This window comes from Mucilaginibacter gossypiicola, assembly GCF_900110105.1.
Taxonomy (GTDB): domain Bacteria; phylum Bacteroidota; class Bacteroidia; order Sphingobacteriales; family Sphingobacteriaceae; genus Mucilaginibacter; species Mucilaginibacter gossypiicola.
Window position 1 is genome coordinate 1 of sequence record NZ_FOCL01000011.1, and the last position, 25,107, is coordinate 25,107.

Annotated in this window: 21 protein-coding genes; 12 read left to right on the plus strand and 9 right to left on the minus strand. The window is 41.9% G+C overall.

Annotation, left to right across the window (positions count from 1 at the left end):
* Positions 1–288: transposase (locus BMX50_RS35220; RefSeq protein ID WP_167668125.1), on the minus strand; the 288-nt coding region annotated here is incomplete at its 3' end.
* A 372-nt stretch (positions 289–660) separates the two neighbouring features.
* Here BMX50_RS35220 and BMX50_RS27000 point away from each other — a divergent pair.
* From BMX50_RS27000 to BMX50_RS27020, 5 genes are all read left to right on the plus strand, one after another.
* Positions 661–1,458, plus strand: coding sequence for a HipA family kinase (locus BMX50_RS27000; RefSeq protein ID WP_091217773.1), 798 nt, complete (start codon positions 661–663; stop codon positions 1,456–1,458).
* The gene (locus BMX50_RS27005; RefSeq protein ID WP_091217778.1) at positions 1,445–1,819 is read left to right on the plus strand and encodes a DUF3037 domain-containing protein; all 375 of its coding nucleotides are present in this window, start codon (positions 1,445–1,447) and stop codon (positions 1,817–1,819) included. Before BMX50_RS27000 ends, BMX50_RS27005 begins: the two co-directional genes overlap by 14 nt.
* Before the next feature lie 59 nt (positions 1,820–1,878).
* Positions 1,879–2,373 carry a hypothetical protein gene (locus tag BMX50_RS27010; protein ID WP_143065277.1) on the plus strand — a complete coding sequence of 165 codons (495 nt, stop codon included), beginning with the start codon at positions 1,879–1,881 and terminating at the stop codon, positions 2,371–2,373.
* Between the two features lie 72 nt (positions 2,374–2,445).
* Positions 2,446–3,195: a hypothetical protein gene (locus tag BMX50_RS27015; protein ID WP_091217786.1), complete on the plus strand. Its 750-nt coding sequence runs from the start codon at positions 2,446–2,448 to the stop codon at positions 3,193–3,195.
* A 233-nt stretch (positions 3,196–3,428) separates the two neighbouring features.
* Positions 3,429–4,274: a ThuA domain-containing protein gene (locus BMX50_RS27020; protein ID WP_208864812.1), complete on the plus strand. Its 846-nt coding sequence runs from the start codon at positions 3,429–3,431 to the stop codon at positions 4,272–4,274.
* A 48-nt stretch (positions 4,275–4,322) separates the two neighbouring features.
* Here the strand turns inward: BMX50_RS27020 and BMX50_RS27025 are convergent, their stop codons facing one another.
* The 6 genes from BMX50_RS27025 to BMX50_RS27050 all read right to left on the minus strand — a co-directional run bounded on the left by BMX50_RS27025 (position 4,323) and on the right by BMX50_RS27050 (position 12,311).
* Positions 4,323–4,811, minus strand: a complete 489-nt coding sequence (locus tag BMX50_RS27025) for a hypothetical protein (protein ID WP_091217791.1) — start codon at positions 4,809–4,811, stop codon at positions 4,323–4,325.
* 25 nt (positions 4,812–4,836) lie between these two features.
* On the minus strand, positions 4,837–7,044 hold the full coding sequence (locus tag BMX50_RS27030) for a penicillin acylase family protein (protein WP_091218338.1): 2,208 nt from the start codon (positions 7,042–7,044) through the stop codon (positions 4,837–4,839).
* 538 nt (positions 7,045–7,582) lie between these two features.
* Positions 7,583–8,674, minus strand: coding sequence for a DUF3810 domain-containing protein (locus BMX50_RS27035; RefSeq protein ID WP_091217794.1), 1,092 nt, complete (start codon positions 8,672–8,674; stop codon positions 7,583–7,585).
* A 132-nt stretch (positions 8,675–8,806) separates the two neighbouring features.
* Positions 8,807–9,322, minus strand: a complete 516-nt coding sequence (locus BMX50_RS27040; RefSeq protein WP_091217799.1) for a DUF2911 domain-containing protein — start codon at positions 9,320–9,322, stop codon at positions 8,807–8,809.
* A gap of 273 nt (positions 9,323–9,595) precedes the next feature.
* Entirely contained in the window at positions 9,596–11,986 is a 2,391-nt protein-coding gene (locus BMX50_RS27045; protein ID WP_091217803.1) for a hypothetical protein, read from the minus strand.
* 118 nt (positions 11,987–12,104) lie between these two features.
* Positions 12,105–12,311 carry a hypothetical protein gene (locus BMX50_RS27050; protein WP_091217807.1) on the minus strand — a complete coding sequence of 69 codons (207 nt, stop codon included), beginning with the start codon at positions 12,309–12,311 and terminating at the stop codon, positions 12,105–12,107.
* Between the two features lie 291 nt (positions 12,312–12,602).
* Between BMX50_RS27050 and BMX50_RS27055 the strand changes: the two genes are divergently transcribed.
* Positions 12,603–13,250 carry a DUF47 domain-containing protein gene (locus BMX50_RS27055; RefSeq protein WP_091217810.1) on the plus strand — a complete coding sequence of 216 codons (648 nt, stop codon included), beginning with the start codon at positions 12,603–12,605 and terminating at the stop codon, positions 13,248–13,250.
* 127 nt (positions 13,251–13,377) lie between these two features.
* Here BMX50_RS27055 and BMX50_RS27060 read toward each other — a convergent pair whose 3' ends face one another.
* Complete coding sequence (locus BMX50_RS27060; protein WP_091217814.1) at positions 13,378–15,861, minus strand: TonB-dependent receptor; 2,484 nt, start codon at positions 15,859–15,861, stop codon at positions 13,378–13,380.
* Positions 15,862–16,008: 147 nt separating this feature from the next.
* Entirely contained in the window at positions 16,009–16,422 is a 414-nt protein-coding gene (locus tag BMX50_RS27065; RefSeq protein ID WP_091217818.1) for an EamA family transporter, read from the minus strand.
* 159 nt (positions 16,423–16,581) lie between these two features.
* Between BMX50_RS27065 and BMX50_RS27070 the strand changes: the two genes are divergently transcribed.
* The 6 genes from BMX50_RS27070 to BMX50_RS27095 all read left to right on the plus strand — a co-directional run bounded on the left by BMX50_RS27070 (position 16,582) and on the right by BMX50_RS27095 (position 25,087).
* A complete protein-coding gene (locus BMX50_RS27070) occupies positions 16,582–17,259 on the plus strand; it encodes a response regulator transcription factor (RefSeq protein WP_091217822.1) in 678 nt (225 codons plus the stop codon).
* Positions 17,259–18,506, plus strand: a complete 1,248-nt coding sequence (locus BMX50_RS27075; protein WP_091217826.1) for a sensor histidine kinase — start codon at positions 17,259–17,261, stop codon at positions 18,504–18,506. The genes BMX50_RS27070 and BMX50_RS27075 overlap by 1 nt, the downstream gene beginning before the upstream one ends.
* Before the next feature lie 78 nt (positions 18,507–18,584).
* Positions 18,585–19,832: a TolC family protein gene (locus BMX50_RS27080; protein WP_091217829.1), complete on the plus strand. Its 1,248-nt coding sequence runs from the start codon at positions 18,585–18,587 to the stop codon at positions 19,830–19,832.
* Position 19,833: 1 nt separating this feature from the next.
* Positions 19,834–20,766: an efflux RND transporter periplasmic adaptor subunit gene (locus BMX50_RS27085; RefSeq protein ID WP_091217835.1), complete on the plus strand. Its 933-nt coding sequence runs from the start codon at positions 19,834–19,836 to the stop codon at positions 20,764–20,766.
* 170 nt (positions 20,767–20,936) lie between these two features.
* Complete coding sequence (locus tag BMX50_RS27090; RefSeq protein WP_091217839.1) at positions 20,937–24,029, plus strand: efflux RND transporter permease subunit; 3,093 nt, start codon at positions 20,937–20,939, stop codon at positions 24,027–24,029.
* Between the two features lie 56 nt (positions 24,030–24,085).
* The gene (locus tag BMX50_RS27095; RefSeq protein WP_091217843.1) at positions 24,086–25,087 is read left to right on the plus strand and encodes a YncE family protein; all 1,002 of its coding nucleotides are present in this window, start codon (positions 24,086–24,088) and stop codon (positions 25,085–25,087) included.
* The last annotated feature ends 20 nt before the right edge of the window (positions 25,088–25,107 follow it).

Genomic DNA, 25,107 nt, shown 5'->3' on the forward strand with positions numbered 1-25,107 from the left:
AAGTTGGCGGGCAGATAAGCCTTTTTTAGCATTCAGGATTAAACTAATAGCCAGAAACCATTTGGGTAAAGGCAGCTTCGTATCTTCGAAAATCGTCCCAACCAATACACTGTAGCTACGATTGCATTCATGGCATTGATGCCGATGGGTGGCTGTACGTTTGCTGCTTCGCTTTCCGCCACAATAAGGGCATGTAGGCGCTTCCTGCCACCTTAGGTGCTCAAGATAACTTATGCAGGTAGCCTGATCTGGAAATCTACTAATCGTCTCTATTATATTCATTTCCATAAAGATACATATTTTTTATGTCAATTCATGGGCTATTACTCTCAAGAGGGGAATCGCACGTTCCCCTGCTTTTTTCTTAAGTTTATGGATATACCCCTGAAGTGAAGGAATTTAGAATACATACAGGTAAAAAAGTCTCCCCTTCTGGGGGAGATTTAGAGGGGGCTTTCTTTTTTTCTTTACTTTTGTATCAAGACAAAAGTAACAGCCACCGCGGCAATTGAGCGGCGAATGATTGTTTGTTAAAACCTAAGCCCATTTAAAAAATAATTTGGGCGTTGGCCGGGCTTTCCGCTCATACGCCTGCAGGCATTACGCTCGGAGCCGGTATCCGCTGCAATCCCTAACGCTGGCTTTTGTTTAATTAAAACTATGAATTATACACCACCACAGCTCCGCACCGTTAACGTGATCCGTTACGTAACGCCGTTGCGCGAGGGCGGGTCATTACCGGCCATTGCCGAAGCTGACGACGAATTTTTATATGTACTGAAATTCCGCGGAGCGGGGCAGGGGGTAAAAGCCCTCATTGCCGAACTTATCGGCGGCGAGATTGCCCGTTTGCTTGGGTTTAAAGTGCCCGAATTGGTATTTGCTAATCTTGATGAAGCATTCGGTCGCTCGGAAGCTGATGAGGAGATCCAGGACCTGCTTAAATTCAGTGTTGGCCTTAACCTGGCGCTGCACTATTTGTCGGGCGCTATTACCTTTGATCCGGCAGTTACCGTGGTTGACTCCAAACTGGCCTCACAAATAGTATGGTTCGATTGCCTGCTTACCAATGTAGACCGTACCGCCCGTAATACCAATATGCTGATATGGCATAAAGAACTATGGATGATTGACAACGGCGCTGCACTGTACTTCCATCATTCGTGGAACAACTGGAAGGAAATGGCTACCCGCCCGTTTTTACAGGTGAAAGATCATGTACTGTTGCCCCGGGCTAATCAACTGGATATTGTTGATGCCGAATTTAAGGCGATACTAACGCCCGAAAAGATTCGTGATATTGTAGCGTTGATCCCCGATGAGTGGGTCACCTACAGAGATTTTGAAGAAACGCCTGATGAGGTACGGAATATATACGCCGAGTTTTTGATAACCCGATTGACCGCCTCAGAGATATTTGTTACAGCCGCAAAACAAGCCCTATATGCAGGTATTTGAGTACGCCGTTATCCGCGTTGTACCAAGGGTGGAGCGCGAAGAGTTTATCAACATTGGGGTGATCTTATTTTGTCCCAAACAAAAGTTTTTAAAAGTGCTGTTCAAGCCAGACGACGAACGGTTGGCTGCTTTCTGTTGCGATTTGGACCTTGATTGCCTGAAGGAAAACATCAGTTCGCTTGAACGCATTTGTAATGGCGAAAAAGATGCAGGCCCAATAGCGCAGCTTGATCAACCCTCACGTTTTCGCTGGCTCACGGCTACGCGCAGTACAGTGGTGCAGGCATCAAAAGTACACCCCGGTTTATGCATTGATGCAGAGGCAACGCTGAACAGGTTGTTTGAGCAGATGGTGTTGTGATATGCATATTGCCCGTGGGGACACGGGCAAGGGGGATGCAGGATATATTAAAAAGATGTATGGTTGATTTCTCAAAAATCAAATTTAACTCCAGCGGATTTTGGATTCATCAAGCTTTTATCGAAGTCTTGAGCGAATACATCTGTGAAGTTTTTGAAAATATAGGAGTCAATACTTTTTCGGGTGGGTTACAGAAAATCTATGGCTATTGTGATTTGAATAGGAGCGGTGCAAGTGTTGGTATGGTAAACATTTTATTTGATAAGGGAATAACCAGTGCTGAAGACAAAACTGTGTTAGTAGATGTCTTAAATGTTACAAAAACCTTAATTGCTTCAAAGGGCACGGAATTAAAAATAGATATACTTGACGCTTTTGAAAGCCGAAAGGTAGACGATTCCTTCAGGATTCGCTGGGATTTTCCTATTAAAACCCAAAGTTTAATTACAACTATCGATATGATTATTCAGGTGCTGAACGGCACGTGGGCTTCGGAAAATCAATGTTTCCATTACACCGGCTTCCCCAATAAAGGAGATATGCTGGAAATATAGGGAAACCCTCATCAATATCAACTTGTGCTCGTTGCAAACGAAGGCAAGAAAATAACTATAAATATCTGAAGAATGAAACCTATAACCTTATTATCAATCATTGTAATTACAGCGTTAACATTAGCCTCATGTTCGGCTGGTTTTGAGTCGAAGACGTATGATGCTATCAAATATGCAAAGAAGAAGTTTCCTAATTTAGTTATCCTTGATGGAAAGGAATATGAACTGGTTAGGTGCCTGAGCATACCAAAACCTCAAGCGAAAATTCAACTTTTTCAGCCGGCAACGTCGCCAGATAGACTACAGCTAATGCTTGTCATATCAAATAGTAACGATCAATTTTACGCGATACCAGTTCCTTCTATAAGGTTTAAAAGCTATTGGGATTTTGTTTATGATACTTCTTCTAAACAGGCAGGTTCCGGAGAAAAGACTTTTGAAACAGAAATCAATAAAGCATTGGATACATTAAAGTTAAATGTTGGTTATGACGGATTGAAGGTGCTGAATGAAATTTTCATATCTGTTTTACAAGCTCGCATGAGTAATAAAACTGATTCTGCAAACTTAAAAGTTAGGTATTTTAACAAATCGACTTTTCCCGATTCTTGCGAAATAGTTTCCAAACAAAACTATGAGGCCATAGCAAGATCAGCGATACAGGATTCACTGAGATACTTTTATGAAGGCAACGTGTTTTTGAAAAGTCAAAAAATATTTAATATTAATTACCTTCCTTTGAAACAAGGTAAAAAGACATATTATAAAATTGAGGTATACAGACAACCTTGCGTTATAGATGTAGTTCCAATTGAATTGTAATAGTGTATTTCGTCATTCACTCGCGCTCGTTTGTAACGAGTGCGCAGCTGGGTTTGCGTTTATAACGCAACTGTCGATACAATCGCAAAACCATATTAAGCACTCGTTGTAAACGAGCGTAAGAACACCAACATCATTATTCCCCCTACATCACCTCTCATCCGCCAATTTTCTTATCACCCTCCTCCTAAATGCCTTAGTTTTATATCACAATTATAACCACAGGAGATATTATGATTAACCAAACCAATATCAAAAAAGCAGCAATGTTTGCCATAGCGCTTTTTATGGCATTTTTTAGCATTAATGTTATTAACGCCCAAAGCAAAAAGAATTTCAAAGTAATAGCTTTTTATACCGGCCGGAATGATCTGGCGCATATCAGCTTTATGCACGAAGCCAACCGCTGGTTCCCGGCTATGGCTAAAAAGTACAACTTTACTTATGATAGCACTAATAACTGGGCAAACATGAACCCTGAGTTTTTGGCCAAATACCAGGTGGTGATATTTTTAGATACCCGTGCTGATAATCCCGAACAACGGGCAGCTTTTGAGCAGTATATGAAAAAGGGCGGTGCCTGGATGGGTTTTCACTTTTCGGCCTTTGCCCTTACGCCATCTGATTTTCCGCAAAACTGGGATTGGTACCATAACGAGTTTTTAGGTTCCGGGCAGTATGTAAGCAATACCTGGCATCCAACGCCTGCTGTTTTACATGTGGAAGATCCCAATCACCCTGTAACTAAAGGCTTGCCGGTAACCTTTAAAACAAACCCTAATGAATGGTACCGCTGGGAGCATGACCTTCGCAAAAACCCCAATATTGATATCCTGCTGGCAGTTGATTCAACAAGTTTTCCGTTAGGTACCGGGCCAAAACAATACGAGATCTGGCATAGCGGCTACTATCCGGTAGCATGGACTAACAAAAACTACCGTATGGTATACTTTAACATCGGCCACAATGCTATGGACTACGATGGCGGTACGAACAAAGAACTTTCCCAAACCTTTGAAAATGCCGATGTGGATAAGCTAATCATCAATTCGTTGCTGTGGCTGGGAAGGGGAAAATAGTACCCTGCCCCTAATACCGGGATTAAATTATAGGCATATCTTTGTTCCTCAATCAAACCCTAAATACTCCTTCTGATGCACTTCTACAGAGCCGGAGATATTATCATGATTGAGGAATATAACGATATGAAAAAAGTCGTTATCGAAAAGATAGATATCATTTTTTGCATCGGAGCCATGGAGTTTCATGATCAGGCCCATGTGCTTTGCCTGGCCTATTAAATTAATAATGTGCTGCGATGTGGAGGTGGCATAAGTTACGGTACGCAATATTGTCCCGCTGCTAAGCTTACTGCCAACGCCTATTACAATGGTTTCTTCTTTATTGTCGGGCCCTACTTTGTTTAGGTGCTCAATGCTGTTGCCGTCAACATCCTGGATATACTGGCGCTTGAATTTTTTACCGAGTGTAAGATAGTTATGAGCTTCGGCGTTTGAAAGATTGGAGATATTTGCCAAATCATTAATGGTTATGCTTTGGGCAAACACGGCTGCACTGCAAAACAACAATAAGGCAATTAATAGGGCTCTCTTCATTTTTTAACTTACCAAATATACTTTTTTACTGTTTAAAATAATCGCCGGGATGATAAGTGTGCTGTGCATGCTTTAAAACATCTTTTTTATAAAACAGCACGTCTTTAAATTTACCATCAATTATGCCCTGTTCCTGGTCGGCAAAATTTTTTGATGCAGGATCAAAAGAACTGCCACCATTCACAATGCTTTTAGCTTTTACCCGTGTACCAAATTCCACAACAGCGATAAAACTATTACCCGAATATCCATAGCGCTTAATAGTGTTCAGAGTGCGACTTTGGAAGGATGGCAGCTGCCCGAAGCCAGAACCGGTTAATCCAACAGGGATACTCGGTTTACTGTCATCAAAGGTAATGCCATCATCGGGGCGTTGGTACCGGTTCATATCCCCCCACTCCACTTTCCAGGTGCCAAAACGGCTTTGCAAATTTTTAAGCACATCGTTTAACCATGCCAATTGCTGCTCCGCACTTACGTTTTTAACCAGTGTTTGAAAGCGACGGGTAATAAAGGTACTCTCCTGGTCGGTTTGGGGTGGCGGCAGGGCTTTCATCATCAATGTACCCCATTCAATAGCAAGCGAACTCGCTATCGAATGAATTGCTGTATTCCTGTCCCATTGCTGCAAGATCTTTATTGGTTCGGCCAGTACTTGTTTAACCGAATCGGGCGCAGCGTCATAGGCATTAAAAAGAGAAGGCAGCAGGTCGTCAAAAGCAGCAAGGTAATGATCATAACCTTTGGCTACGAGGCCGTCAAGCGTAAGGTTCTTTGCATCTTTCAGGATCCTGATTGCTGTTATTGCCCGGTAATTTTCGCCATCGGGAGCCATATAAGCAGGATATTTACTTTTATCCGGACTTGATGTACCAGACGCGGTATAGGGTGTTGAATTACAGTTCTGGATCCAACCCGTAGCAGGATTAATATTAGTGATGATCTCGCTGAGTTTATGAACACCCTGCCATTCGGTAGCCGATGTGCTGCCATCAACAGGCAGGCTCCAGTCATATTTGGGATTGCGTTTAGGAATATAATTCCCGTGCCAAAAAATAGTGTTTCCTTTATCATCTGCATAAACCGTGCTGTTAGTGGCATTTGATACCATATTCATGGCCCTCTTATATTCGGCCAGGTTATTGGCCTTGATTATCAGCCATGACTCAACCAGTGCATTGTATGAGCGATTGTTGGCCTTAAGCGCAAGCCATTTGCCATCCCTGGAGCCAAGTATTGGGCCATGATGTGTATAATAACCGGTTATGGTACGCTGCTCCATTTCATCACCCTTCTTTATTTTGAAGGATAGTTTGCGGGACGTAACAGGCCGTAGTTTACCATCGTATTCGTAATACCATTTGCCATCCTTTTTACTTACCTTTTCGGCGTATAGATCGGCTACATCTGCATAGGCACTGGTATGCATCCAGCCACAATGCTGATTAAAGCCCTGGTAAATAAAAAACTGCCCCCAGGTAACGGCACCATATGCGTTAAGCCCCTCATTGCTTACCAGCTCAACCTCACTGCGAAAATAGAACGGCACATGCGGATTAATGTATAATAAAGCATGGCCCGAGGCCGACCTTGACGGCGATATAGCAAAACCATTTGAACCGGTTTCGCGCTCATTTACCATATCATAAATATTTTTTACAGGTTGGCCGGTTACCGCGCCAAGCTTTTCAGGGCCGGCGCTATAAAATTCCTTCGTTTCGCTGAGTTTGAGACCTCCGGTTTCAGTGGCGGCAACACTACCATCGGTAAACATCAACGCATACCAGGGTTCAAAATGTTTAAATACCTGTGGCTTTACTTCGGGATGTTTGTACAGGTAGTAGTTAACACCATCGGCAAAGGCATCCAACAGCTTCCGGAACCAGGGCGCACTTGTGTTGTAATCTTTAATAGCATCAGTACTGTCGGCAATCAACTGCAGCTGCACATCGGTATATAAATTGGTTTCGCCATCAACCTCGGCCTGCTTACCTAACTGGTAAAGATAATTGCGTTCGATGCCTTTAAAATTATCCTCACATTGGGCGTACATCAGCCCAAAAACAACCGAAGCATCTGTTTTTCCATAAATGTGAGGAACTCCCCAATTATCACGAATAATAGTTACCGCTTTTGCCAATGCTTGCGACCGTTTTATTTCCTTTTGATTAATTTTTTGAGCAAAAACCAAAGCCGGAAGAAACATTAAAGCGATGCCTAAATTAACTTTCATGGTAACAGTAATTTTACTAAACAAATTATCCATATAAATGTGGAGAAAACGATGCTTTTTAAAGATTTTGAGGTAAATTTGGAGATTAATTCATAATAATTACATCGTACTGCCGTTTTTATTCAACTATTCACAATCGGTTTTTTGGAGGTAATTATTTCTATACTGCCAAAGCGGTATAGCGAATTGTTAATGACTTTTCTGTACCGGATTTCATTCCGGTATCCGAATATAAAGAGCTTGGGTATGCATTTAATATGATATCTGAGATTTAGTTGATTCAATATCATTTGAGACGTGATATTGTGTGCGTTCCGGGGTGAGATACGGAACGCATTTTTTTTCTGCTTCGCGTCATTTTGCTGCACATCATTAGATCATTTACTACGTGTCATTAAGTCATTTTTTTGCATCGTTACCTATAACTCTTTGATTCGCCATACAGCAGTTTCTAATCACATTACAAAATGACTCAATAACGCGCAACCAATGACGCGTAGTGAATGATGTGAAACAAAAATGACCTAATGACGCGAAGCTAATGAACCCACTTATCCCGGTACCAGGCCATAGCCAGTAACACCATGCGGTTATAAGTTTCGAGGCCCTGGGGTTGATTATTGACCTTCAGGAAATTATCGTAAAAGATGCTGCTTATAGCTCCCAGCTTGTTTTCGTAAGCCAGCCAGTAATTTCGCTCGGTGATATAATCGCTGCGTACATCTTTACTGATCATCGCTTTGAGCTCTTTATGAGCCATAGTATCACGGGCACCAAGCGAATGCATGAATTCCTGCACAGCAAGATGATAGGCCGAATAACGCAATAACCTGTCGTGTGATTTTACGGCGATAATAAAACCGGCAAAATCAGCTTCATCCTCTGCCCCGTATCCCATTTGGTGCGACATTTCATGACAAACCACAAAAGGCCGGTTAAAAACGGGCATCTGGTAATTTACCTGGGCTTCAGAAGTAAAAGGGTTATAATAGCCAGATGTACCGATATAATTCAATAAAGGTGTAAGTATAGATGGTTTAATATCGGGGCTATACGCTCTGAAATTAGCAGAATCTTTACCAATCGTATAAATAGCGTGGCGGGCTGTATTATAAATATGGGTGTTACTCTGCGCCCAATCTCCCGGCGTAAGGCGTGCACGGGTAGCATTGGCGCTATCAATCAGCATGCAGGTTACGGCTTTAAGATCGGCGGTGGTAAAAGCTGTATCCCTGAGCCCAAACCGCTCGGAGGCCGGCAGCCTGAAATAGTTCATCCCCCATAAAAGGTAAAAAGCCAGTATGCCTGCTTGTACCCCTATAATCAGCCCTAAAAAAAGTCGGCCGGCCTTTTGAAATTGTTTTTTGAATAGCAGGGTTACTAACCTGATTACTGCGTAAATCAAATAAATAACTACGGCTATATACAAAACATCGCCAACACTAAATGGAAATACATTTAAAACCGAATGAAAAACCCGGCAAACAACAATATAAAAGCCATTGGCATAGTAACGTTCAACAGCAGCGGGATGATCAGCAAATAGCATCAGCAAAAAAATGGCCAATGCCATCAATATTACAGCTATGATTCTTTTTAGTATAGGTTTTTTATTGGTTTGGTAGCCCATTGCGCAGGGTAAATATAGCGCTTTAGGGCCATGTAAAAAATAGCACTACAGTACACGCTAAAAACCGGGATAATAAAAAAGGCCCCTGGCGGGGGCCTCAGAATTGTGAAAAATAAGGTTACCGAATATCGTTTACTTTACAGAAACAGGCACTACGATCTTATCCCAGAACATGCAAAAGCTTTTTGCATCAACTGTGTAAACTAATCTTTCGTGCATTGGTGCTGCTTTGGTTTTAACATCTACACGCAAGGCATCTTTTGATTCATCATATTTAAACGCACCCCACTGCTTGGCCACTTTGTTAAAAATTACTGTCCAGGTGCCGTTTTCATTTGGGATCAGGAAAAATCCGTAAGTGCCTGCTGCCAATGCTTTGCCTTCAACTTTAATATCTTTTGTTGTTGTAAAAGTGGTGGCTTCATTAGCACCTGCACGCCAAACTTTACCATAAGCTTCAAGTCCGCCCCAAATTTTACGGCCTTTAACCGATGGGCTGCCATAGTTAATAGTAATAGTTGAACCTGCAGCTTTGCCGCTAACGCTATCGCGCGGGCTTGCTGGTTTGTCTTGCGCAAAAGTTGCTACCGATACCAATAACGCAAAAGCAAACAGGAACGCTGCCTTAAGCTGAAATGATTTTTTCATAAGATTTCTCATAATTTATTTAATATAAAGATAGATTGAATTTCGGTTTAAAAACAACTATTCGTTTAAATAGCTTTAACATGTGATTTTAACACATAAAACACTGAAAATAACCAACTGATGGTTAAACCATTTGAATTTTATATTGTTTAATTAATTGAAGGGCCATATTGCAGTTAGGAATAGACCGGAGGGATTCATAGCCCAAAGGTTAAACAATTGTTGTGGTTTTTTTACCCTGCCTACCATGGCAGGGTTTTTTATGTGCCAGCATCACTGTACTTTGTAAGTAAGCACCGTGCGGCCAATATTACCGGCTTCATCAATCCCTTCTATCACCATACGATAAGTTCCCTTACTATCTGCATTAAAAAAATCAAACGAAGCATTGCCATCTTTATCTGTTACTATATCGGGGTTCCAGTATATGGTAGTCCTGGTATCCGGCTTATTAGCTGTTTGTTGCACACCTTCATAAACAGGCGAATAAAAAGTGCGTGCCTTGTAAAACCCCTCTGCTGTATAATACAATAAGCCAGGCAAAGCAATGTTATTTACTTTTCCTGAAGATGCCGACTTTCTCATTTTTAATATCAATACCCCGTTAGCCCCTCTTATGCCATATATAGCTGCATCAGTATTTTTTAGCACTGTTGCACTTTCAACATCAACTGGGTTGTAGTTATTAACACTTGTTCCTGCCGGTAACGCGGTATCATCAACAATAATAAGCATTGGTCCGTTTTGCATAGCAGCATTTGCCTTATCTGCCAAAAAAGGCACTCCATCCCTTAGTATAACTCCGGGTAAGCGCCCTTCTAAACCGGTAGTCAACAAATTCTGATCTTTCAGGTTTTCGTTGGCTAATGTTTCTGTAGTCGGTTTCTGGTCATTAACTCTCTTATTACTATTCACAACAGCATTAAATCCTCTTTTATTTGCGTCAGCTAAATAAACCGGTTGTTGCGTTGTTTGATCATTTCCTGCAGTAATTGAACCTTTTACCGGGCTGGTAAAATCTTCTGTATCAATATTTGCCAACCCCGGCGCCGGATAAACGGATATATGGATATTATTCCCCCCTGTAGCTGTTTTACCCTGAATCACAAACTGGGTTTCATCATCATATATCAGGTTTTTGAAAATAAAATTGCCATCATGATCGGTAACTTGGGATAGTAACGCCCCGCCAGCTCTGGGCATTAATGTAACCGTAGCCGCATCAACCGGTTTTCCTTCTGTTGTTTTTGCCTGTCCCGATATATCAAAACCGGTTTCGGCACTGTAGGCTGTGGCCGGTTTGTCATTGCTCAGCAATTGCTTCCATTCAAACCTCCGAAAGCTTTGGGTAAGCATCAGGATATCCAGATTAGCCCGTGTATCAGTGTCAGTATTGGTGAAATAGTAATTTGGCTGTTCAATTACACCTTTCAAATTTGAGGTAAGTAACATGGATGATAATAAAGTATTTTCATCATTCTCAACAATAGGCACCTTGCCTACATCAACAATTGTTGCTGATAAATGACTTTTTACCGCCTCCCCATTGTTGTTTTTTACATTTACAGAGATGTGCACTTTTCCCCTTACCGGGTACAGGACTTTGTCGCTTACAGCAGCAATTGTTAACTGGTCGGCGTTTTGAATAAATGCCAGGCGCTCGTTAATCGGCTCACCCTGTGCCGAAAAAAGCGTTACCTGCACCACTCCTGTTTTAAAGTCTTTTTTATTGAGATTTAAATCAAGCACCTGGTTGTCAAGCACCGCCTTTACCGATCTCACAACACCGCCCGAATATATGACCACCCCTATCTCTTTGTTCTTATTTTTAAGGTAATAAGCTTTATTTGCATTTATTTCAATACCGAGCTTATCGGCGCTATAATTGTTAACCATTAAGGTAATGCCCTCGTTATCTGCTTTCGGCAACTCAACAGTAGCTTTGGTACCATCGGCATAGGTTAAATTAGCTTTATAGGTTTTGCCGGATTCGGGAGTAATAAATATAAGCCCCATGCCCAGGTGGGCCGATTCAAATTTAGTTACTTCCGCATTGGTATTATCAACCACAACACCCTTAACATTAAGACCAAGTCCGTTTGTGCTCACCGCCTTAAAGGCCAGTTTGGCGGGTATACCGTTTACAAAACTTCCACCTTCCGGAAAAAATTGAACCCCGGCTTTTGTAACTAAAGCTTTATTGCCTGGCGCTGTTCTGTTATTAACGTTTATCCTCTTATCAAAGAAATTAAGCTGTCCGTTATTCAGCATCCATTTAGTGTATGCCCTTATGCGATAGGTCCCTCCGGATAATGTATTGGAGAGACTAAAATCGCCGGCTGCTAAACCGTTAACCAATTGTAGCGAGATGGATTTCAGGAGAGAACCGACGGGGCTGATGAGATCAACATGTAGTACACCGCTTAATTTCGATAACTCATGCTGTTCACCAAGGGTAACGTATGCTTTAAAATAAAGTGTATCGCCGGCGTTATAATAGGGTTTATCAAAATGCAGGTAAGCTTTTTCAATTGCTTTACCGGCCGATAAAGTTTGCAGGCGCGATACAATAGTATCTAATGGAATAACAGGTTGATTATTTTGCGAAAAAACAGACGCAGAAAAACACAGTGCCGCTAATAGCGGTAGTATTATTTTTTTCATAACAAGGATAATGATAGGTTTAAACTGGTTTATATAAAGGCAAATAAATGTAGGTATTTATTTCTAAATAAAACGCTTATTTAAAATCAGTTATATTTCCAGCCTATAACCTTGCAGCCTATTGCGTCAGTTCCGCATCCTGCTTCATCTCTTCCCAGTAAATTGTTCCAAGGTAAATACCGTTTTGAATAGCTACACGTGTACGTATTTTTTCTAACTCGGCCTTCACTTCTTCATTACTGAGCCTACTGCTCAGCGAATGGTAATAAATGGCATAACCAGTTTTGCTGTTTATACATTTATAATGCTTTTCCCCGGCTTTCATAATCGGATTAACTAATACTGATACAATACTGCAGACTGAAGGATTGTTTTAATTAAACTTAAATGTTACACAATTTTCTTCATTCAATCTGAGGGTTTCTTTTTACTTTAAATCAACCACTTACACCATCAACAATTTTGTTTTATTACATTGGCTTAACCATTCTTAACATTAACTTAACAATTAGCATTGTATTAATGGTTACTTTTACACGCTGAATAATTTATAGTGACATATTTTAAAATCCGCTTGATATAACTACTGTAAATTCACGACTGATAAAACAGATCAATGAAGAGCACTAACTCAAAATCGATATTTCCAAACTCAAACCAGGTTTTTTACGATTTGTTCAACTCTGCTGTAGCCAATGTTACCGAAATGGCAAGGTTGCTGAATGAAGCCGTTAACGCCCCAACCTCATATGAGCAAAAGTTTAATTTTGCCCATATTGATAAACTGAAATTCAAAAGCTACGAGATAACACACAGGGTATTTTCAGAATCGGGCAAGATGCTGATATCGCCATTTAACCGCAAGGATATGTGTGATCTGGCTTCGGCAATTGATGACGTAGCCGACAGGATCACCATGGCCGCCCGCAGGATAAACCTATACAATGTGCCTGTTATTACGCAGCCTATGATAGATTTATCGGCGCTGATCCTCAAAACCAGCACCGAACTTGAGAAGGCTGTTAATGCTATGAACAATCTGAGCAAATCATCCGAAATTTTTGAGCTTTGCAGCAACATCAAAAAACTGGAAGCACAGGCCGATTCGGTTCACAATAAAGCCTTTGCCGATTTGCTCAATAATGAAAAAGATCCTATTGAATTAATTAAATACACCGATGTTTTTGCAGCCATGGAAACTGCTACAGACAGCTGTGAAGATACAACCCTGATCATTGAAAGTATTTTGATCAAGAACGGGTAAGACCTCACCTAAATCCTCTCCAAAGGAGAGGACTTTTAGTAACAAAAAAAGCGATGAGTTATCATCGCTTTTTTTGTTACTACCGTTTATTATAAAACCCTCTCCTTTGGATAGGATTTGGGTGAGGTTACTTCCCTTTTTCAGATTGCGGGCCATTATCGCCGCCGTTATCCTGTTCGTTATTTTTATCTTTTTCCCTGTCTTTCTTAAACTCAAGCTTTCCGAACTTATAGCTCAGGCTTATACCGAACGATTGTACCGGCACCAGCCTTACGTTAGTTTGGTAAAAATTGCTGCCAAACGTTGATGAGCTCTGGCTAACATATTTTGCAAAAGGGTTGGTAGCGGTAAGGCCAATACTTGCCTTTTTATTCATGAACATTTTGCGCATGGCAAAGTTGTAAAACACAAACTTGGGGTTGGTACCCTGGATACCTTTTTGAGATGAATTATAGTTACCAAAAAACTCGGCACTTAAATCATGGCCAAAATTGTATTGTGCGTTGAGGTTAAGGCGGTAAGCAAAGGCGCTTACATTGGCAAAGCCCGGATTTGTACTCCTTCTATCGCTGAATATCATGTTGGTACGCAGGCTCAGCTTGTCGGTTACCGGAACTGAAGCATAGATATTGATGCCGATCCGCTCTTCCGAACCTATATTATAACGTTGGTTCAATGATACATCGGTATAGGTAGTACCGTTTACATCGTATGTAGAATAAAAAGTGGTGAACTGCTGAATATCATCGGTATTACGGCGATAGAATGCCGCAACATTGATATTGGCGCCCTTGTCAAATGATTTGTTATAACCTAACTCAAAATTATCCCCTTTTTCGGGCTTCAGGTTGGGGTTACCTGTGCTGATATTATGTGGGTCGCTGATGTTCAGGAACGGGTTTAGATCCCCATAATCAGGGCGCTGAATGCGGCGGGTATAGCTTAATTTAAGTGATTCCGCCCCATTACCAAACTTATGCGAAAATACCAGTGATGGCGCAAGGATATTGTAAGACGGGATATTTACACCCTGAAAATCGGCTGTAGTGGTAGTATACTCATCTCTTAAACCAGCTTTCACATCCAAAAACTTATTAAATACCGATGCTGAGGCCGAAAGATAATAGGCATATACCTTACGATCATAAGTAAAGCCATATGTTTGGTTTGGGTTAGGCACAAAAGCGTTACCACCAAAAAGAGTATCGGTTATAACACTGTTATTGATATGGTTAAACACCAGTTTACCACCTGTTTCAAGCGTGAAGGTTTTGCTTACAGGTTGAGTATAATCAACCGAGATATCGGTTTCCCGGTCTTTGCCCGGATTATTATTAGAGATACCTGATGATGTTATGCCCGAATCATAATCCTGGCGCTGAAATGAGCTGAATGAGTTACGGCCAAAACTTGATGAATATAATACATCAAGCTCCTGTCCTTCTTTTGCAAAAGTTTTTTTGTAATTCAAATTTACATCGGTTGAGTAGCCGCTGAATTTGCTGCTCGAGTTACGGATACTCCTGATATCAGAAATCGGAGTTCCTGCAGCATCAACCTCGCTCTGATCCTGGTTGGTAATACCGTTACCATGGTTACCGAAGTGGTTAAAGCCTACGCCGGCAGTCAGCTGATCTTTAGGGCTGATATCCCACGAAAAATTAATGCCCGATTCATAGCCACTGCGTTTAAAGTTATTGCTTCCCTGTTGAAAAAGGGTGGTTCTGTTGCCGGCCGAATCGGTTGATACACGGTTACGGGTATTAGGAGCATTACTATTGATCTGTGCATTACCGCTAAAAAAAGCGTTCACACCAAAATTGCCTTTACGGGCATTCAAGTTGAATGAACCGTTTTCGCGGCGGGTACCTGCCGATAGGTTAACACTGCCATTAACACCCTGTACCTTGCTATCCTTTAAAATAATATTCACAATACCACCCGTACCCGCGGCATCATACTTTGCACCTGGACTGGTGATCACTTCAATACTTTTGATTTGGCTGGCCGGGATACTGGCCAAAGCATCGGCAAGGCTGGCTCCGAAAATGCTCGATGGTTTGCCATTGATCAGGAAACGAATATTAGCATTGCCCTGCAGCTCCACATTACCGTCAATATCAACGGTAATCTGTGGTACTTTTTTTAACACATCAATAGCCACCCCACCCTGCGCACTTAAATCATTTTGAGGGTTGTAAACCATTTTATCAATCCGGTTTTCAACCGTAGGCACTTTGGCGGTTATTGTTACCCCTTTTAACTCGTTGGCAACCGGAGCCAGTTTGATTTCGCCCAATGCTATTGTGCCGTCCTTAACTATCACATGTTCGATAGTGGCCTTTTGGTAGCCTAAAAATTCGGCAGTTATTTTATATTCCCCTGCAGGGATATTGTTAATAGAAAAATTTCCTTTAGGATCGGTACTGATACCATTAAACGGCGATGTAGCACCTTGTTTAAATAGAGATACTGTGGCGTAATCAACCGGTTGCTTTGTGGTGGCATCGGTAACTTTACCTGTAATTTTCCCCTTTGCTCCCGGGGTTGTTTGGGCGTGTAAGGCGGTTATAAAAACAAAAGAAAATAATATCAGAAAAACAGACTTCATTATATATTGCGGGTATTTGAACCACAAATTTTATAAGAAAGATTGGATTAAATCTGAATTAAATGGTATTGAAGTGTATTTGTTACAATATGATTTTGCTATGTATATATGCTTGTTACATTGTATATGAGCGCGTTACAAAACAAACTAAAAAATCAGCACAATTGTGCCCCCGATAATAAGCAAGGCGCCTATGGCGTTTTTAAGAGTTAAAGGTTCGCCCAGGAAAATAACAGAAAGCGCAATGGCTAAGGCAACGCTCAGTTTATCAACCGGTGCCACCTGGCTTACTTTACCCAATTGCAGGGCACGGAAATAACAGATCCATGAAAGCCCGGTAGCGCAGCCAGACAAGATGAGGAAAGTCCAGTTGGTTTTAGTGAGACTGTTAATGCCGCCATGTGTTCCTTTAAATAGTGCTATACCCCAGGCCAGTATCAGGATGACCACGGTGCGAATAGCAGTAGCCAGATCAGTATCAACTCCTTTAATACCTATTTTGGCAAAAATAGCGGTAAGCGCCGCAAACAATGCCGAAAGTAATGCGTAGATCCACCACATAATGATCAGATTTTGTATTTAACTTGCAACAAGCTAAGTACAAATTTGATTACGCATTCTGTATAAAATCTGTGAGGCAACTATTTATATGCAATATCCGTTAACCTAAAAATCCAGAATCTGTACAAATTGACTGCCTAACTTTACCAAAAAAACGTTTTGAAAATACTCATCATTGAAGACGAAGAAGGCCTGCGCGAAAGTATTGAAGAATACTTTACCGAAGCCGGCAACATCTGCGAAACTGCGGCCAGCTATACTGCGGCCCTTGCAAAAGTTGAGCTGTACAGGTATGACTGTATCCTGCTGGATATTACCTTGCCCGGCGGCAATGGTATAGATATATTAAAAGTACTTAAAAACAATAATTATACGGACGGTGTACTCATCATCTCGGCTAAAAACTCATTGGATGACCGCCTGCAGGGCCTTGATCTGGGAGCAGATGATTATTTAGTAAAACCCTTCCATCTATCCGAGCTTAAGGCAAGGGTATCGGCCATCATCAGGCGTAAAATGTTTAACGGCAGCAATGTACTTAACTTCAATGAGCTCAGTATCGATCTGATGGCTAAAACGGTGGCTGTAAACGGCATACCTGTAAAATTTACGCGTAAAGAATTTGCTTTACTTATCTATTTTATCTCCAACAAAGGTAAAGTGATATCAAAAAATGCCATTGCCGAACATTTATGGGGCGATGGTATCGACATGGCCAATAATTTCGATTTTATTTATTCGCACATCAAAAACATCCGCAAAAAAATAATGGAAGCCGGCGGTAAGGACTATATTTATGCCGCCTACGGTATGGGCTATAAATTTGCCGATCAATAATGAAGCTTTCGGAAAGGTATAACCGCGTAAATCTAATTGCTACTATAGTTATCATGCTGATAACAGGCGCTATTTATTACCTGGCTATCAGCCTGATCCTTACCAATCAAAAAGACAATTCACTGGAGGTTGAAGAACATGAGGTTTTCGATTACGTAAAACTCAACCACCATCTCCCGCAGGTTTTTGAATCAAAAGACCAACAAATCACTTTCATTTCGGCTGAGCCAAACTCAGTTAAACGCGAGTTTTTTAATACTACTTATTACCGGGAGAAAGATGAGGCTGAATCTGGCCGGGGGCTTGTCAGTTCGGTAACAGTTGGTGGCAGGTACTACAAAATATTGATAGTTGAATCCAAAGTAGAAACTGAAGACCTGATTCAGATCATCTTTGGTATCACCATTGGTGTTATCTTATTGCTGCTGCTGGTGCTGGTAATTACCAACCGCCTCATATTAGGCAGGCTTTGGCAGCCATTTTATGGTATCCTAAGTGAATTAAAGCTATTCAACGTAACCGATAACCGGGAAATGCCAATGTCCAATACCTCCATCGATGAATTTAACGAGCTCCAGGCCGAAGTAAGCGCTATGGCCGAAAGGGTAAAAAAGGACTATAAAGACCTTAAAACCTTTACCGAAAACGCGTCGCATGAGTTGCTTACCCCCATTGCAGTCATCAATTCCAAATTGGATACCCTGATCCAGACAGAAAACTTTAGCGAGCATCAAAGCAAATTGCTGAATGACCTTTACAGCGCAGTATCACGTCTGAGCAGGCTTAATCAGTCGCTGTTATTGCTGGTCAAAATCGAAAATAAATTATTGAACGACCGCCAGCACCTGGATTTGCAGGAACTCATAGAGGAGCTGTTATACCAATTGGAAGATATTTTTGGCGATAAAGAGATAACGGTTACTTCAATGCTCAACGAAAAGAATATTGAAGCCAGCAATTATCTCATTGAAATACTATTAAATAACCTTGTGATCAATGCAGTGCGGCATAATCGTACGGGCGGCGAGATCATTATCAGCCTCACAGCCGAAAATTTAACCATCAAAAACACAGGCGAGCAGATAGCCCTTAACCCCGAAAATATCTTTACGCGTTTTCATAAGTCATCAACTTCAGAAGGCAGCGGTTTGGGCCTTACCATCTCCAAACAAATTTGCGAAAGTTTGGGCTATCAGCTGGTTTACAGCTACGAAACGCCTTATCATATTTTCACTGTTAACTTTTAAATTTGTTACACTCCCCGTACCAAATTTTTCCAGAATTATCCTGTAGCTTAGCTATTATTTAACACAATATATATTATTTTGACCATCCGGATAAAATGGGTTTGCGGCTTTTTATTTTGCCTGCTTAGTGCTGCTACACAGGCACAAACCTACAATCTTGAACATTATTTGGAGCTTGCCAAAAACAACAGTCCGCTGTTAAAGGACCTGCAAAACCAGGTGGCCTCAGGCCAGTTAGACAGCCTCCGGATCAGGGCAGGTTACAGGCCACAGGTAAGCGCCAACAGCGGCGGTCTTTACGCCCCGGTTTCCGGGGGCTATGGCTATGCCCCTGCTATTACCAATGAGCATACACTCAACGCATTATTGGGCATCAATCAATCGCTGGATAGCAAAAAAAACATCGCAGCACAGATAGATGCAGTTAAACTGCAATCACAATCGGTACTTAACACCGCTAAAATATCTGAGCAGGATTTGAAAAAGGCAGTCACCGCTCAATATATCGCCGCTTTTGGTAGCCTTCAGCAGGTAAAATTTAACCAGGAAGTTATCACCCTGCTTAACCGAGAAGAAGAGCTGCTTAAAAAACTAACCCGTACCAATGTTTATCGCCAAAGTGATTACCTTACTTTTTTGGTTACCCTTAAGCAACAGCAATTAACTTTGTCGCAGGCAAGGCTGCAATATAAAAATGACTATACTACACTTAACTATTTAACCGGCATTGCCGATACCAGTTACATCGAACTACAGGATCCTGGCATTCAAAAAACTATCCGGGCAGATATCAGCAACAGCATTTTTTTTAATCAGTATAAAACCGATAGTCTTAAGCTGGTAAACAGTCGCGCTTTAGTTGATTTTGCCTACAAACCAAAGATCAATTTACTGGCAGATGGCGGTTACAATTCCGATTTTCTGAGCGGACCGGCCTACAAAAATTTCGGCGCCAGCATTGGCTTTAGTTTTACGTTACCGTTGTATGATGGCGGTCAGCGTAAGATCCAGTATCGCAAGCTGTCGTTAGAGGAAGATACCCGCCGCAGCTACAAAGCATTTTTTGACACACAATACCGCCAGCAGATTGCACAGTTAAGCCAGCAAATAGACGGCTCCGAAAAGCTGTTGGCCCAGATAGACGAACAAATGAAATACACCGAGAGTTTGGTAAAGGTTGATACCCAATTACTGCAAACCGGCGATGTGCGTGTAGCCGACCTGGTGCTGGCGATTAACAATTACCTTGCTATAAAGAACCTTAAAACACAAACCAATATTAATAAGCTGCAACTTATTAATCAGCTCAATTACTGGAATAAATAACATGAAACTTAAACATATATACCTGGCCGCCGGCCTTTTAACGCTGCTATATAGCTGCAAAGGCAATACTCAACCTGCGGATGATACCGGTGGAGATGCGGGTTCTGCCGCTCAAACACCCGTAACCGTAACCACCATTGCCGACAGCGCCCTGGTTGATTATATTGACCTTAGCGCGACGTCTGTTTTTCAGCAAAAAAATATTGTTAAGGCCAACGCCAACGGATATATACAAAAGGTCAACATCCTGCCCGGGCATTTTGTAAATAAAGGCGAGTTTCTATTCAGCATAAAAACCAAGGAAGCTCAAAGCATTGGCAACAGCATCAATGTATTGGATACCACGTTTAAATTTTCGGGGGTTAATAAAATAAAGGCTGCCGGCAATGGTTACGTTACCCAGCTAAACCATCAGCAGGGAGATTATGTGCAGGACGGCGAGCAGCTTGCCGTAATCAGCGATCGCTCAAGCTTTGTATTTGTGATGCAGTTGCCCTATGAGCTGCGCAGCTATGTAAAAAACAACCAGAATGTGCAACTTGTACTTCCCGGCGGCGAAAAGCTGACGGCACTGGTGAGCTCATCAATGCCTGCTGTTGATTCGCTTTCACAAACCCAGGGCATTGTACTTAAAGTAAACAGCCCTAATCCAATTCCCGAAAATTTAGTAGCTAAAGCGCGCATCATTAAATCGGTACGGGCTCACACTGTTTCACTACCTAAATCGGCCATATTGAGCAACGAAACCCAAACCGAGTTTTGGGTAATGAAACTCATTAACGCTACTACCGCTGTAAAAACACCGGTAACAAAAGGTATAGAAACAGGCGACCGGATAGAAATTTTAACGCCTAAATTTTCGCCGGGTGATAAGATAGTAGCAACAGGTAATTACGGGCTGGCTGATACGGCTAAGGTGAAAATTGTAGAGTAAGCCCCTCTTAAATCTCCCCTAAAGGGGAGACTTTATTATGACTCCGCGTATAATACAAACGCGAACCGGATTTAAATAAATACAATAAGATCCCTCTGAATATTATCCCACAACCAGAGAGATATTTCAAAAGCCATCCCCTTGGGGAGGGTTGGGTGGGGTTTTATACTATGAACCAGCGCAAAAACTATTTTATAACCCATCGCAAGCCGTTAGGCCTGGTGCTGGCCCTTTTTATTATGGGCGGGCTGTTTGCCTATTCAAAACTGCAAACTTCGCTATTCCCTGAAATTACGTTTCCTAAAATAAAGATCATTGCCGATGAGGGCCTGCAGCCGGTAAATAAAATGATGGTTACAGTTACCAAACCGTTGGAGAATGCTATTAAACAAGTTCCCGACCTGCAACTGGTACGCAGCACCACAAGCCGCGGCAGCTGCGAAATTTCGGCCCTGTTTAATTGGAACGCTGATATTGACCTGAGCCAGCAGCGCATCCAATCAAGTATTGACCAGATCAAAAACGATTTGCCTCCTGATGTAAATATCAGCGTAGCTAAAATGAACCCATCTATTTTGCCGGTAAGCGGTTATACTTTAGAGAGCCATAACCTGTCGCCTATCGAATTAAGGCAATTGGCTACTTATACGGTAAAGCCGTTCCTATCACAGGTTGATGGGGTATCTGAGATTAGAGTGATAGGCGGTAAACTAAAAGAATACTGGCTCACGCTTGATCAGCAGAAAATGACCTCGTTGGGGCTAACACCTGATATTATCAGCACCACACTTGCTACTACCAATTTCGTAAAATCAGAGGGCTACCTGTCTGATTACAAGCGCATGTACCTTACCGTAACTGATGCTACCATCAACGCCAAAGATCAGCTGGAACAATTGGTAATCAGCAATAACCGTAAAAGGATAGTACGGCTTAAGGATTTTGCAAGCATCCAGGTAAACGAGGGTATTGAATATACCCGCATTAATGCCAACGGACATGACGGTGTACTGATAGCTGTTATTAAACAACCCAACGCCAATCTTATATCTGTTAGTAATGACATGGCCGATAAGGTTGATGCGTTAAAAAAACTGCTTCCCAAAGGGGTAACTATCAGGCCGTATTATGTACAGGCCGATTTTGTGAACGATTCGGTAAAAAGCGTAAGCGATAGCCTTTGGATAGGTTTGCTGCTGGCCATTATTGTTGCAGTAATTTTCTTAAGATCGTTCAAGGCAAGCATCACCATATTAATTACTATCCCTGTTACGCTCGGGCTTACCTTGCTCATACTGTACTGGCTTGGTTATACTTTCAATATCATGACCCTGGGTGCTATAGCAGCTTCCATTGGTTTAATTATTGACGATGCCATCGTGGTTGTCGAGCAAATCCACCGTGTACACGAAGAACACCCGGATGAGCTGAGCAGCCATCTGGTAAGGAAGGCCATCGATTATCTTTTCCCGGCCATGGTCGGTTCATCTATCAGCACCATTGTTATCTTTATTCCTTTTGTGTTGATGACGGGAGTTGCAGGAGCGTATTTTAAGGTGTTAACCGATACCATGATCATTACCCTCTTGTCCTCGTTTTTTGTAACCTGGATAGGCTTGCCGGTAATTTACCTGCTTGTAACCCCTAAGCCTAAATTAAACGCGGCGGCAAAGGCAAAAAAAGAAGAGGTACATACAGTAAAGCGACAAAAATGGGTAAGCTTTTTTATCCTGCGCCCTTATGTAAGCCTCATCATCATTGCCGCATTGGCAGCAGTAATTGTGATAGTACCACCTTTGCTTGAAACGGGGTTCCTGCCAGATATGGATGAAGGTGCCATTGTACTCGACTATAAATCGCCTCCCGGAACTTCATTGGAAGAAACCGACCGGATGTTGCGGCAGATAGAGAAACAGATTGTAAAACATCCTGATGTAACGGCATATTCGCGCCGTACGGGAACACAAATGGGCTTCTTTATTACCGAGCCTAACAGCGGCGATTATCTCATCCAACTTAAAAAAGACCGTACCAAAAGCACCGAAGAAGTAATAAGCGATCTGCGTAAAATTGTTGAAGAAACCCAGCCCGCACTGGAAGTTGAATTTGGCCAGGTAATAACCGATATGCTGGGTGATTTGACCACATCGGCCGAACCTATTGAGATCAAGGTATTTGGCGATAATCAGCAAACTTTACAAAACCTGTCGAGGCAAATAGCCGGACTGGTTGAAAAGGTGAAAGGCACAGCCGATGTGTTGCCGGGTATTATCATTGCAGGCCCTACGGTCAGTATCCAGCCTCACTACAGCAAAATTGCGCAATATGGAATTACCGCTGCCGATTTGCAAATGCAGATCCAAACCGCTCTTGAAGGTAATGTAATAGGCAACTTACTGGAGAAAGAACAGCTCTCCCCTATCCGCATGGTTTACCCCGGTAACCGCTCGCTTAACGTTAATGATATTCATAACCTGCACATATTTTTACCAAACGGCAAGCTTATTCCAATAACAGAACTTGCTGCGGTTGAATTAAGGCCCGGCGATGCCGAGATAAACCGCGAAAACCTGCAAAGCATGAACGTGGTAAGCGCAAGGCTGGAAGGCAGCGATCTGGGTACCGTAATAACGGCTATTCAAAAAACCATCCACGATAATGTAAATCTGCCAACAGGTTACCATGTTGAATATGGCGGTGCTTATGCCCAGCAGCAGCAATCATTTAAAGAATTGCTTATCATCCTGATAACCGCTTGTTTGCTTGTTTTTGGGGTGATATTATTCCTGTTCAGGCAATTCAGGATAGCGCTGCTTATTTTGGTGATAGGCATTCTTGGTATCAGCGGCAGCTTCCTGGCTTTATTTATTACCGGAACGCCACTTAACGTAGGCAGCTACACCGGGTTGATCATGATTGTAGGCATCATTGGCGAAAATGCTATTTTCACCTTCCTGCAGTTTAAGGAAAGTGCCATCGAAAATGAAAATAAAAACATTGATGAAGCTATAACTTTTGCCATCAGTACCCGTTTAAGACCAAAGCTAATGACCGCTTTAGGCGCTATTATAGCATTGATGCCGCTTGCATTAGGTATAGGTGCAGGAGCCCAGCTGCACCAGCCTTTAGCCATTGCAGTTATTGGTGGTTTTTTAGCGGCATTACCATTATTACTTATTGTTTTACCGGCAATGCTCCGTATATTGTACCGCAAAGGGTTCAGCACCCACTTGAATGAAATTAATGAAAGCCACAACGGTTAACACAGCATTTTTACAGATTCGGGACTTAATTTCATGGCAATAAACAATCCCGAAAAATGAAAAAGCAAATTTTGGCCGTAGCCTTGCTTATTGCAGGTATAGCTCCTTTTAAACTGAATGCACAAACCTATGTGGCCGATAAAACTATCGCGCTTCCGGGTGATGGCGGTTACGACTATCTTTCTATCGATAAAGTAAACCGCAATCTGTATGTATCGCACGGCACATCGGTAAATGTTATTAATCTGGATACCGAAAAGCCCGTTGGCGTTATTGATAACATGAAGGGGGTACATGGCATAGCTATAGTGAACAAGCTTAACCGTGGTTTTATTAGTGATGGCAAAGCAAATGCAGTAGTAGTTTTCGATTTGAAAACCTTTAAAACCATAACTACTATTGCCCTTACTGGTGCCAATGGCCCGGATGCCATTATGTATGACCCCTTCTCCGACCGTGTTTTCACCTTCAACGGCGAAAGTGACAACTCATCAGTAATTAACCCGGCAACCCTTAAACAGGTTGGCACAGTAGCACTTGGCGGCGGCCCCGAATTTGCAGTTGCTGATGGCAAAGGCAAAATCTATAATAACCTTGAAGATAAAAGCAGCCTAAATGTTATTGACAGCAAAAGCCTTAAAGTAATTAAAAACTATCCTCTTGCACCTTGTGGCGGCCCAACCGGCTTAGCGCTTGATGCCGTTAATCAGAAACTGTTTACTGTTTGCCGTGAAAATAAAGGTGTAAGTGTTGTTGATATTAAAACCGGAAAAGTTACAGCTACCCTGCCAATTGGCGCAGGTGTTGATGCCGTAGTTTATGATCCGGAAACCAAACTGATATTTTGCTCATGCGGCGATGGTGTTACTACAATCATCAAACAAAAATCGGCCGATGAATATGAGGTGATCCAATCACTTAAAACAGCCGAAAGGGCCAGGACAATGGCGCTGGATGCCAAAACTCACAAGATCTATTTAAGCGTTGCTCAATTTGAGCCAGGCACACGTAAAGCCATTCCGAATACCTTTAAAGTACTTGTTTTTAAACAAAACTAAAGTAAATTTTATATAAAATT